The 12,831-nt window shown below is 70.1% G+C and carries 1 protein-coding gene and 2 pseudogenes; 2 read left to right on the top strand and 1 reads right to left on the bottom strand.

All coding sequences use genetic code 11. The annotated features are described in order from the left end of the window. Window positions 1-16 precede the first annotated feature (16 nt). Together AB8998_RS10765 and AB8998_RS10760 are read left to right on the top strand one after the other, a co-directional pair. On the top strand, window positions 17-1,135 hold the full coding sequence (locus tag AB8998_RS10765) for an acyl-CoA dehydrogenase family protein (RefSeq protein WP_369737946.1): 1,119 nt from the start codon (window positions 17-19) through the stop codon (window positions 1,133-1,135). A 4-nt stretch (window positions 1,136-1,139) separates the two neighbouring features. After that, window positions 1,140-1,582 (top strand): annotated as a pseudogene (locus tag AB8998_RS10760) (PPOX class F420-dependent oxidoreductase). 12 nt (window positions 1,583-1,594) lie between these two features. Here AB8998_RS10760 and AB8998_RS10755 read toward each other — a convergent pair. After that, window positions 1,595-12,726: pseudogene (locus AB8998_RS10755) on the bottom strand (SDR family NAD(P)-dependent oxidoreductase). Window positions 12,727-12,831 lie beyond the last annotated feature (105 nt).

The following is a 12,831-nucleotide window of genomic DNA, read 5'->3' as shown; positions in this document are numbered from 1 at the left end:
GGATTGTGAGGCAACCATGGACTTTCAACTGAGCGACGAGCAGTCACTGCTCCGCGACACCACCCGCGACCTGCTGGCGCGCACCTATGACCCGGAAAGCCGCAACAAGGTCGTCGGCACCGATCTCGGCTGGAGCCGCGAGGTCTGGAGTCAGCTGGCCGACACCGGGATCCTCGGCCTCGGGTTCGATCCCGAGGAGGCCGGCCAGATCGAGGTCATGGTGGTGCTCAACGAAATCGGGCGCCGGCTCGCCCCGGAACCGGTCCTGCACGCCGCGCTGGGGCCCGGCGCGCTGATCGCCGCGCTGGGCAGCCAGGAGCAGCGGCAACTGCTCGACGACGTCGCCGCCGGACAACGGTTGCTCGCCTTCGCCCATCTCGAGCCGGGTCACCGCACACCGTCGGCCGGCGTGAGCACCAAGGCTGAGCGGCAAGGTGGTTCGTGGACACTCAGCGGCCGGAAGAATCCGGTGCTCGCCGGCGACTGCGCCGAGACCTTGGTGGTCAGCGCCGCGCTGCCGGACGGTGGCACCGGGCTGTTCCTGGTCGACGCGGCCTCGGAAAACACCTCGGTGACCCGTCACCCCTATCGCACCTTCGACGGACAGCGCGGCGCGCAGCTCGACCTCGATTCGGCGCCCGCCGCACCCCTGGGCGAAGCAGCCGACGCGTCGGGCGCCATCCGTGACGCCGTCATCCGCATCCAGTCGGGGTTGTGCGCCGAGGCGGTCGGCGCGATGGACGAAGCGCTGCGGCTGACCACCGACTACCTCACGACCCGCAAGCAGTTCGGCGTCACGCTCAGCAAGTTCCAGGCGCTGACCCAGCGCGCCGCCGACATGTACGTCTCGCTGGAACTGGCCCGCAGCATGAGCCTGTACGCCGCCATGTCGATCGCGGACGGCAACCTCGACCCGGTCATCGCCTCGCGGGCCAAACTGCAGATCGGCCGCTCGGGCCGGCACGTCGCGCAGGAGTCGATCCAGATGCACGGCGGCATCGGCGTGACCGCGGAATACCCGATAGCCCACTATGCGGCGCGGCTCACCGCGATCGAGCACACCCTGGGCACCTCGGGCGACCACCTGCACAACCTGATCGACCACCTCGGCGAGTACGACCTGGCCCGGCTCTAGCGACATGGCCGGGCGTAGCGAACTCTCCGAGAAAGTCGTCGAGTTCCTCTCGGCCGGCACCCGCACCGGCATGCTCGGCTACCTCGCCGCCGACGGGCGGCCGCTGGTGGCACCGGTGTGGATCATCGTCGACGACGACCAGGTGGTGTTCAACACCGGCCGTGACACGGCCAAAGGCCGGTCACTGCACCGTGATCCGCGGGTGGTGATCTGCGTGGACGACCCCCACCCGCCCTATTCGTTCGTAACAGCGTCCAGGGCCGCAAAAAAGAAGCGTCAGTGAGCGAGGACCCGCAGGACCTGCTGGACACCGCGACGCGGATCAGCGCCCGCTACATGGGCGCTGAGCGCGCCGCCGAGTTCGGCCGCCGCAACGCCGTGCCGGGCGAACTGGTGGTGCGGGTGCGCCCGACCAAGGTCAACTCGGCGTTCGACATCGCCGACTGAACCCGCGGGGAATCAACTCGGCTCGGGTCCTCCGACGGCTTCGGGTCCCGGCTCCGCCGCGGGCTCCGAATCCTGCTCGTCCGCCGCGACGGGTTCCGCCTCGCCCGCCGCCTCGGGCAGCTGTCCGGCGAGATACTCGGCGAGGCCCCCGATCGTCGGGTAGTCGAACACGGCGGTGGCGTTGATCGTGAACGCGCCGCCGAACTGGCTGTGCAACCGGTTGCGAAGTTCGACCGCCATCAGAGAATCCGTACCGAGGTCCAGGAACCTGCTGGTGGCGGCCGGTGGTTGCGCGAGCCGCAGGAAGCCCTGCACCTCGCGCTGCAGGAACTCGGTGATGAAGCCGGCGCGCCGGGCCGCCGGTATCTCCTGCAGCTGCCGGAGCAGCTCACTGTCGCCGGTCGTCTCCCCGACGGCGCTGGGCAACACGAGGTCGAGAATCGGGGGACGGGAACTGCCCAGCACCTTCGCGACACGCTGCCAGTTGGCCTTGATGACGGTTGCCTGCCCCGTTCCGTTGGCGACGGCCTCGGCGAGCGCGTTGAGCGCGGCCGAGGGATCCAGCGAAACCAGGCCCTGCGCGCCGATATTGGCGCGCGCGGCCTCCGAGGAGGCCATGCCGCCCTGCGCCCAGGGGCCGAAGTTGACCCCGGTCGCCGGCAGGCCACGCGCCTTCCGCCGGGCGACCAGCCCGTCGAGCCACGCATTGGCCGTCGAGTAGTTGGCCTGACCGGGTGAACCCAGCAAGCTGGACACCGACGAGGACACGATGAAGAAGTCGAGATCGTCGTCCTTCGTCGCGCGGTGCAGGTACGAGGCTCCGAACGCCTTGGGCGCCAACGTGGTCCGGAACCGTTCGACACTCTGTTGGGACAACAGGGCGTCGTCGAGGACGCCCGCCAGATGCGCCACACCCGCAAGCGGCGGCAGCTCCGCCCGGATCCGCTCCACCAGTTTGACGACCTCGGATTCGTCGCCGACATCGGCCGCGAAGGTGTGGATGCGGCACCGGTAGCGCTCGACGATCTCCCCGATGGTCCGTTGCGCGTCCGCGTCGGGGGCACGCCGGCTCGTCAAGACGATGTCTCCCGCACCGAGTTGGGCCAGATAGGCCGCCAGGTGCAACCCGATCGCACCGAGTCCACCGGTGACCAGATAGCTCCGATCGCCCCGCGGCTGAAGCCGGTTGGGCATCTGCAGCACGATCTTGCCGATGTGCCGGGCCTGCTGCATCCGGCGGAACGCCGTCTTGGCCTCGGTCAGCGGATAGATCTCGGCGGGCAGTGGCGTCCACTCGCCGCGGGCCAGCCCGTCCGACACCTCGCGCAGCAGGCCGCGGATGCGCTCGGGCTCCTGGAAGGTGACCGTGTCGAGCGCGACGATCTCGTAGGCGATGTCGGGCCGGGCCGCCGCCATCTGCTCGCGCGTCCAGATGTCGCGCTTGGCGATCTCGGCGAATCGGCCGTTCTGGGCGGTGGCCCGCACGGTCGCCTCGACGAACCCCTCGTTGGTCAGGCTGTTGAGCACCACGTCCACGCCGGCACCGTCGGTGTCGGCGAGGATCTGGTCGGCGAAATCCGTACTGCGCGAGTCGTAGACGTGCTGCACACCCAGCTCGCGCAGTGTCGCGCGCTTGTAGGTGCTCGCGGTGGCGAAGACGGTCGCGCCGTGCTGCTGCGCCATCTGGATCGCGGCCAATCCGACACCACCGCTGGCGGCGTGGATGAGCACCCGGTCGCCGGGCTTGAGCTGTGCCCAGTCGAACGCCAGCCGCGCGGTGAGCGCTGCAGCGGGGATGGTCGCCGCGTCCACCGCGCTCACGCGCGCGGGGATCGGCGCCAGCAACTGGGCCGGCACATTGAACCGGCTGGCGAACGCGCCCTGCATGAAGCCATAGACGCGCTGGCCGACCTCGAGCCCGGTGACACCGTCACCCAATTGGGTGACGACGCCGGCGAAATCCCCGCCGATCGGGCCCGGGTCGCCGGGGTAGAGGCCCAACACGTTGAGCACATCCCGGAAGTTCAGGCCGGCGGCCTCCACCCGGACCTGCACGTAGCCGTCGCCCGGCGGCGGCACTTCGGTCTCGGTCAGGCGCAAGTTGTCGATCGCGCCGCGCTCGGTGGGGGCCAGCGCGTAATCGGCCGCGCGCGGCACCGTGAGGTGGCCGCTGCGCGACCACTGCAGGAGCCGCGGGGCCAGGAACTTGCCTTGGCGCAGTGCCAGTTCGGGCTCCTCGACCGGTGTGCCGAGAAGACCGACCAGCGAGCGCACCGCGTCCTTTGATCCGTCGTGGTCGACCAGCCTGCAGTGCAGGGCCGGTTCCTCGTTGGCGACGGTGCGGCCGAGTCCCCACAGCGCCGCCTGCACGGGGTCGACCGGTTCGCCGGATTCGGTGGCCACGGCCCGTTCTGTGATGATCCACAGGCCACCGGGCAGTCTCACCGCGCCCGAGTCATCGGCGGCCTGCAACGTGTGCACGGCGCCGAGCAGCTGGGCGATCTCGGTTTCCAGCCGCGCGGCCGACTCGCCCGCCGACTCGGCCGCACCCGGGACCGCGCTGCGCCAGACGATGCCCGAGAACGGCATCCCGCGCTCGCGGGCCTGCGCCAACAGCTGCCCCAACGGCTCCGGATCGGTCACCCGGTCGAACGCGATGCAGCCCGGCAGCTCGGCCGCCAGTTCGTTGAACCCGGCGACCAGCCAGGTGCCGGCCATGCTCGCCGTGTCACCGCTCGGCGGCGGGGGCGGCACCTCGTGCCAGCCCAGGGTGTAGAGCAGCCGGGTGGCGTCGCCACCGAGTCCCCGCAGCAACGCCTCCCGGGGAGCGCGTTTGACGGTGAACTCGCGGATGCCGCCGAGGCGGCGGCCATCCCGGTCGACGAAGTCGAGATCGAAGACCTGGGTTTCGCTGTCGAGGGCGCTGGTGTGCCACTTCGCGCGGCAGTAGAACCGCCGGGGCATCTTCTCCAGCAGTTCGACTTGCCCGTACCGCAACGGCAGGAAGAGATCGTTCACCCCTGCCTCGGCCGCGAGCAGCGCCGGGAACGCCGGGAAGGCGACGCCGGTGCACAGGTCGAGCAGCACCGGGTGCATGGGCTCGGTACCGAGATGTTCGGCGAGTTCCTCGCCGACGGTGACGTCACCGATCGCTTCGCCCTCGCCCAGCCACAACGACTTCAGGGAACCGGACCAGTTCGGCCCCCAGGCCAGCTCCATGTCGGCGAAGGTCTCGAACAGCTGCTGCGGACGCATGCGCTCCATCCGCTCGGTGGCCGTGTCGATGGGTTCCGCGGCGTCGGATGCCGGCTCCTCCTCGACAGGGGCGGCGCCGTTGACGACGGTGCCGTCGGCGTTCAGCGACCATTCGGCATCGCTGACACCGTAGGGGCGGCTGTGCACCCGGAAGCTCCAGCCGGCACCGTCCTCCAGCGGATGCAGAGTCAACTGCACCTCGCGAGAAGCCTTCTCGGGCAGGATGATCGGCTCGTAGAAGAAGACGTCCTGCACCCGCCCTGGCGGCCCGACGGCGGCCAGGGCCATCGCCGCATAGGTGGCCCCCGGGACGACGACGGTGCCGTAGATGACGTGATCGGACAGCCACGGCTGCGACTTGACCGACAGCCGACTGGTGTACACGGAGTCGCCGGAAGCGAGATCTTTTGCGCTACCGAGGATTCCGGACACCGCACCGCCGTGTCCCTCGAGGCCCGCGATCCCGGACGCCTTGGGCCAGAAGCGGCGGCGCTGGAACGGGTAGGTGGGCAGCTCGAGTTTGCGGCGGGGTTGGCGATGCGGCGCCGCGAAACTGGGCCGATGGCCGCTGACGTAGGCCGCGGCCAGCGCCTCGGCGATCTGGCGCCGGTCGCCGACGCCCTTGCGCAGGGAAACGACCGCACGCGGGGCGGCCAGGTGCTCCGGCCAGACCTGCACCGCGGCCCCCGTCAGAACCGGCTGCGGACCGATCTCCATCAACACCGAGCAGCCCAGCGCCGCCACGGTGCGCACGCTTTCTGCGAACTGCACGGGCTGGCGGGAATGGCGCCGCCAATACTGGGCGTCCAGCGGGGTGTCGGGCGTGAGCACGGCGCCGGTGCGGTTGCACACCAGCGGCAACGTCGGCACGGCGAACTCCAACCGCGCCGCGTACGACTCGAATTCATCGAGCACCGGCTCCAGCAACTCCGAATGGAAGGCGTGGCTGGTTTCCAGCCAGGTGCACCGGGCCCCGTCGTTGCCACACCTGCCGAAGATCTCTTCCAGGTCTTCGCCGGAACCCGACAGCACCGTGTTGGGGCCGTTGTAAGCGGCGACCGAGACCCGGGGAAATTCGTTGGCGAACCCCTCGACGTATTTGGCGTCGGCGAACACGGCCACCATTCGCCCGCCGTCGGGCAGGCTGCCGAACAACCGGCCACGCTCGGCCATCAGCCGTACGCCGTCCTCGAGGCCGAACACGCCGGCCACACACGCCGCCGCGTACTGGCCGACGCTGTGCCCCAGGACCACGTCGGGCTCGACGCCCCACGACTGCCACAGGCGGGCCAGCCCCATCTCGACCGCGAACAGCGCGGGCTGCGCAAACGACGTGTGCCGCAGCGCTTCTCCGGCTTCGGGGTCGCTAGCGAACAACACCTCGAGCAGCGGGCGCGGCAGCATCCCGTCGACCGCGTCCGCGCAGCGTCGCACCGTGTCGGCGAAAACCGGCTCGGCGTCGTACAACTCGCGCGCCATCCCGGGGTATTGACTACCCTGCCCGGTGAAGAACCAGGCCGTCGTCGGGGCGTCCGTGCACTCGCCGCGCACCACTCCGGGCCGCATCCGGTTCTCGGCCAACTCGGCCAGCAGATCGCGGGCGCCCGCAACCGAATCGACGACCAGCGCGGCGCGGTGTTCGAAATGCGAACGCCCGACCGCCGCGGTGAAGCACACGTCGGCGATGTCGACCTTCGGGTGGGCGTTCAACCACTCCCCGTATCGCTGTGCCAGATCGATCAGACCCTGCGGCGACCGCGCGGACAGCGGCAGCACCTCGACCGGCTCGTCTGCAGCGTCCACCTCCGCCACCGCGGTGACGTCGAGGGCGCGATCCCCCGTCGAGTACTCGTCGGCGGTCGCCGATTGTGGCGGTGCCTCCTCGATCAGCACGTGTGCGTTCGTCCCGGTGAACCCGAAGGAACTGATGCCGGCGCGCCGCAGCCTGCCGTTCGCCTGCCACGGCATCGGCTCGTCGACGACCTGCACCGGCAGCGAGTTCCAGGGAATGTGCGGCGACGGTGTCTGGAAGTGCAGGCTCTTGGGCAGCATCTCGTGCTGCAGGGACAACACGGCCTTGATCAGACCGGCGACCCCGGACGCCGCCTCGAGGTGGCCGATGTTGGTCTTCACCGATCCGATCAGCAACGGCCGGTCCGGCTCCCGGGCGGCACCGTAGACGGCCCCGGCCGCCTGCACCTCGATCGGATCGCCCAGCGCGGTTCCCGTCCCGTGCGCCTCGAGGTAGTCGACGTCCCCGCCGGCGAAACCCGCGCGAGCCAGCGCCGTGGTGATAAGTCGTTGCTGGGCAAGCCCGTTGGGCACCGTCAACCCACTGGAGGCGCCATCCTGATTGACCGCGCTGCTCGGGATGACCGCGCAGACCCGATCGCCGTCGCGCACCGCATCGCTCAGCCTCTTGAGCACCAGGACCCCGCAGCCCTCGCTACGCACGTAGCCGTCGGCGGAGGCGTCGAAGGTCTTGCACCGCCCCACCGGGGAAAGCATCCTGGCGCGCGAGGCCGCGATGACGGTCACCGGGCTCAGCAACACGTTCACCCCGCCGGCCACCGCCAGATCGCAGTCGCCGGAGTGCAACGCCTGGCAGGCCTGATGGACGGCCACCAACGACGAGCTGCAGGCGGTATCGACCGCGACCGCCGGCCCTTCCAGGCCGAGCGCGAAGGCGACGCGGCCCGAGACGGCATTGAGCGCATTGCCGGTGATGAAGTAGGGCTCGAGCTTTTCGACCGACTCCGCGGACAGCAGATGCGAATACTCGTTGGCGCCGACCCCGACGAAGATGCCGGTTCGGCTGCCGCGCAGCGCGGACGGCGCGTACCCCGCCCGTTCGATGCCCTCCCACACGGTTTCGAGCATCAGCCGCTGTTGCGGTTCGATCCAGACCGCCTCGCGCGGGGAGATACCGAAGAATTCCGGGTCGAATCCGTCGATGGTGTCGAGGAATCCGCCGAAACGGCTGTAGATCTTGCCCGGCGCCTCCGGGTCGGGATCGTAGAACTCGTCGATGTCGAACCGGTCTTCCGGGACCTCCCGGATCGCATCGACACCGCCGGACAGCAGCTCCCAGAATGCTTCCGGGTCGGGCGCACCGGGGAAACGGCACGACACCGCGACGATCGCGATCGGCTCGTCGGTGCGTGTCGTCACTGCCGACGCCTGCGGGCGCCGCGAACCGGCCCCCGAACCAGCCGATGCCTGGTCGTCGAGCCCGAGCACGTCGCCGAGCAGGTAATCCGCCACGTCGGACAGACGTGGGTAGTCCATCGCCAGGGTTGCGGGGATCTCCTTGCCGACGCCTTGCTCGATGCGTTGCCGCAATTCGATGGCCATCAGGGAATCCATGCCGAGGTCGAAGAATCCGGCGTCCTCACGGATTGCGGCGGCATCGACGCGCGTCACCTCCGCCACCGCCTCGCGCAGGTAATCCACGAGCATCTTCCTGCGCCGCTGTACCGGAGCGTGGGTGAGCTGCTCGACCAACCGGGTCTTCCCGGAAGGAGTTGCGGACGCCCCCGTCACCTGGGTGGGCACCTCACGCTCCAGTTCCGCGAGGAGCGACCGCCTCCCGGCTTGCTGGTACAGCGGCAGGAAGCGGGCCCAGTCGATCCGGGCCACCACCCCTTGCGCGGGACCCGGCGCCTCCCCCGGCGCGCCGGAAGCCGCCATGACGTCGGCCATACCCGCCAGCGCGTCGGCGGCCGACAATGTCCGCACCCCGCGCTGCGCCAGTCGCGTGCGAGCCTCCTCGTCGGCCATGCCGGCGGACCAGGGGCCGAAATTGACGCTGATGCCCCCCGCCCGCGCAGCCGCCAGGCCAGCCCGTCGAGGAAGGCGTTGGCCGCGCCGTAGGCGGTCTGGCCGAAGCTGCCCCACACCGAGGCGATCGAGGAGGTGCTGAGGAAGAAGTCCAACTGCAGGTCCGCGGTAGCTTCGCTCAAATGCCAAGCACCCCAGACCTTCCCGGCGAATACCCGGTCGACTTCTGCATCGTCGAGGGTGCGCAGCGGGGTGGTGCCGATCTCGCCCGCGGCGTGCACGATGCCGGCCAGCGGCGGCAACTCGGCCTGCACGGTGGCCAGCAGGCGCGCGACGTCGTCGGCGTTCGCGACGTCGGCCGCGACGACCATGACCTCGCAGCCGTGCTTTTCGCGGATCGCGTCGACGCGCCGTTGTGCGGCGTCGCCGGGTGCGCGCCGGCTGGTCAGCGCGAGGTGCCGGGCGCCGTTCGCGGCGAGATAGGCGGCAATCTCCAGCCCGATCGCGCCCAGCCCGCCGGTCACCAGATACGTTGCGTCAGAACGTAATTCCGGCGGTGCGCCGCTCGGTTGCCGAAGCTGGCGAACCAGCCGCGGCACATAGACCGCCTGTTCACGCAGCGCGACCTGGTCTTCCCGCCCGGACGAGCCGCGCGGGGCCGCCGCGACCTGGTCGATCAACGCCGACCATTCTGCGGTCGTCGGCGCGGCGGTCCCTTCGGCCAGGTCCGCCAGTCCGCCCCACACCTGCGGATGCTCCAGCGCGGCGGCACGGCCGAACCCCCACAGGCAACTCTGGTCCGGTGACACGGTGTCGGCGTCGATGGCCCGCTGGGCGTTGCGGGTCACCAACCAGATGGGTGCGCGCAGTTCGGCGGCGACCGCGGCGCGGAAGAGCCGCCGGGTCCCGCCCAGGACCCGGTGCTGCATGTCCGACAGCGACAGCGTCGTCGGCCCGGTGCCGGAGTCGAGGGCCGAGACATGCAGGATGCGCAGCGCCGGCTCGTCCGCGGCGGCGGCGCGCAACGCGTTGCCGAGTTCCTCCTCGTCCGCGTCGGACGCCGGCAGCCCCAGCATCCGATGCCGGTGTCCACGCGCGGTCAGCGCGTCGACCAACGGCACAACCACGTCGGCGTCGTCGCCGATGAGAAGCCAGTACGGTGCGTCGCCGGCTTCCGCACCGGACACGGCGGCGGTGCATTTCTCCCACCGGATCTCGTAGCGCTCATCCGCGATCGACCGGGTCGCACGCTGCCGGTTGTGTTGCGCGGCAAGCTTGGTCAGCACGTCCACGGTCTGCTGGTTGCCCCTCGCGCCGTCCAGGAGCGCGGCCAGTTCCTCGATCTGATCCGCTTCGAGAAGCCGGACCGCCTGGCTGCTGGCGGCGATGCGCTGTTGCTGGTGGGGGCGTTCCCGATTGTCCCGGTACCAGTACTCGCGATGCTGGAAGGGGTAGGTGGGCAGATCGAGCTTGCGCGCCGGTCCGATGAGCGTGCCGAAGTCGGGCAGGTGTCCCAGGACGTATGCCTCGGCGAACGCCTCGGTGATCTGACGGTGGTCGGCGGTGTTCTTCCGCAGCGACGCGATCGCGCGCGGCGCGGTGGCCGGGTCGGGCCATGCTCGCAGCGCCGCGGCGGTGAGCACCGGTTGCGGTCCGACTTCCAGCAACACTTTGCAGCCCAACTCGGCGAGGGTGCGCACGCTGTTGGCGAATTGCACGGGCTGACGCGCGTGGCGACGCCAATAGGCGCCGTCGATCCTCACGCTCCGGCCGAGCGCGGCGCCCGTGCGGTTGCACACCAGGATCTGTTCGGGTGCCCGGTATTCGAACCGGTTCGCATAGGCCTCGAACTCGTCGAGGATCGGGTCCAGCAGCGCCGAGTGGAACGCGTGGCTGGTGTCCAGCCACTCACACCGGACCCCGTCGGCCGCCAGCCCGGCGACCACCCGGTCCAGATCCTGTGCGGGTCCCGACAGCACCGTGTTGGCACCGTTGTAGGCGGCCACCGACAGGCTCGGGTACTCGTCGGTGAGGCTCTCCACGCGCTCGGGGCCGGCGAAGATCGCGACCATGCGCCCGCCGGCGGGCAGGCTGCCAAACAGCCGGCCGCGCTCGGCCATCAGCAGCGCCCCGTCCTCGAGGCCGAATACGCCCGCGACACACGCGGCCGAGTACTGGCCCACGCTGTGGCCCAGTACCACGTCGGGTTCGAACCCCCAGGACTGCCAGAGCCGGGCCAGGCCCATCTCCACCGCGAACAACGCGGGCTGGGCGTAGGTGGTCAGCCGCAGGGTGTCTTCGCTCTCCGGATCGAAAATGACTTCCAGCAGCGGCTTTTCGAGCACGCCGGCGATCGCCTCCGCGCAGCGGGTCATCGTCTCGGCGAACACCGGCTCGGTCTCGAACAGCTCCTTGGCCATGCCGGTGTACTGGCTGCCCTGACCGGTGAACAGCCATGCCGTCTTCGGCGTCCTGTCCGAAACACCGCGCACCAGGCCCGGCGCGGGGCGATCGTCCGCGAGCGCACCGAGCAGCTCACCGGCGGATTCGGTCGAATCGACCACCAGCGCGGCCCGGTGCTCGAAGTGCGCTCGCCCCGTTCCCGCGGTAAAGCAGAGATCGGCCAGCGTGACCTCCGGGTGCGCGCTCAACCAGCTGCGGTAGTGGTCGGCCAGCTGCACCAGCGCGGCCGGCGTGCGCGCCGAGAGCGGGAGCACGCTGAAGCGTCGATTCCCGGGCCGCTCGACCGGACCCGGTGCGATCGCGAGCCGACCGGCCTGATCGGGTGCCACCGGGGCCTCTTCGAGGACGACGTGCGCGTTGGTCCCGGCGAACCCGAACGAGCTGACCCCGGCGATGCGGGGCCGACCATCGCGTTCCCAGGGAGTGGCCTCCCGCACGACCTGCAGCGCCAGCCGGTCCCAGGGGATGTGCGGCGACGGATTGCGGAAGTGCAGGTGCGCCGGCAACACCTCGTGCTCGAGCGACAGGATGACCTTGATGACGCCGGCGATCCCCGCGGCCGCCTCCAGGTGGCCGATGTTCGTCTTCACGGACCCGATCAACAGCGGCCGGTCGGCGTCGCGCCCCTCGCCGAACACGGCGCCCGCGGCCTGGGCCTCGATCGGATCACCGAGCGACGTCCCGGTGCCGTGCGCCTCCAGGTATCCCACGTCCCCGGGCGCGATGCCGGCCCGCCGCAGCGCTTGGGCGATAACCCGTTGCTGCGCAATGCCGTTCGGCACCGTCAAACCACCCGATGCGCCGTCCTGGTTGATCGCGCTACCCCGGATCACGGCCCGGATCCGGTCGCCGTCACGGACCGCGTCTTCGAGCCGCTTGACGACGATGACACCGCACCCCTCGCCGCGCACGTACCCGTCGGCGGACGCGTCGAAGGTCTTGCACCGGCCGTCGGGCGCGAGCATGTGCGCGCGGGAAAAGGTGATCATGGTCGCCGGGGTGAGCAGGACATTCGCGCCGCCGGCCAGCGCGAGGTCGCAGTCCCCCAGCAGCAGCGCCTGGCACGCCTGATGGATCGCCACCAACGACGAGCTGCACGCCGTGTCGACGGCCACCGACGGGCCCTGTAGCCCCAGCCGATGGCTGATCCTGCCCGCTGCCGCGGCATTCGAGGTCCCGATTGCCATGTAGGCCTCGATCTCGGGGTAAGTCAGCTCGCCGGAGGCCATCCCCAGGTAGTCATGGGTGGCCAAGCCGACGAACACGCCGGTGTTGGTGTCCGCCAACGCAGTTGGTGCGATACCCGCATGCTCCACCGCACGCCAGGCCGTCTCCAGCAGGAGTCGGTGCTGCGGGTCCAGCAGCCTGACCTCGCGCGCCGACATCCCGAAAAACGGAGCGTCGAACCCCGTCACGTCGTCAACAAAACCCGCCCGGCGGGTCGCAATCTTGCCGGGGGCATCGGGATCGGGGTCGAAGAACTCGTCGACATCCCACCGGTCGGAGGGCACCTCGGATACCGCATCCCGGCCTTCGGCCAGCACCTGCCAGAATTCGTTCGCATCCGCGGCACCGGGAAAGCGGGCCGCGTAGCCGACGATCGCAAAACCCGATGTTCGCGTGCTCGGATTTTCGGCGGATGTCATGCGGTTGTCCTAACTATCTCGATCCGGAGCTCCGATGCGCGCCGGCGCTTGCGGCGCCGGAACCGTGGTTGTTTCCACATGGGTTCCGAGCTGCTCACTGCGCCC

Origin of the sequence: Mycobacterium sp. HUMS_12744610 (assembly GCF_041206865.1) — a bacterium.
Taxonomy (GTDB): Bacteria; Actinomycetota; Actinomycetes; order Mycobacteriales; family Mycobacteriaceae; genus Mycobacterium; species Mycobacterium servetii.
The sequence above is the reverse complement of the archived record's forward strand: the minus strand, read 5'-3'. Positions and strand labels throughout refer to the sequence as shown.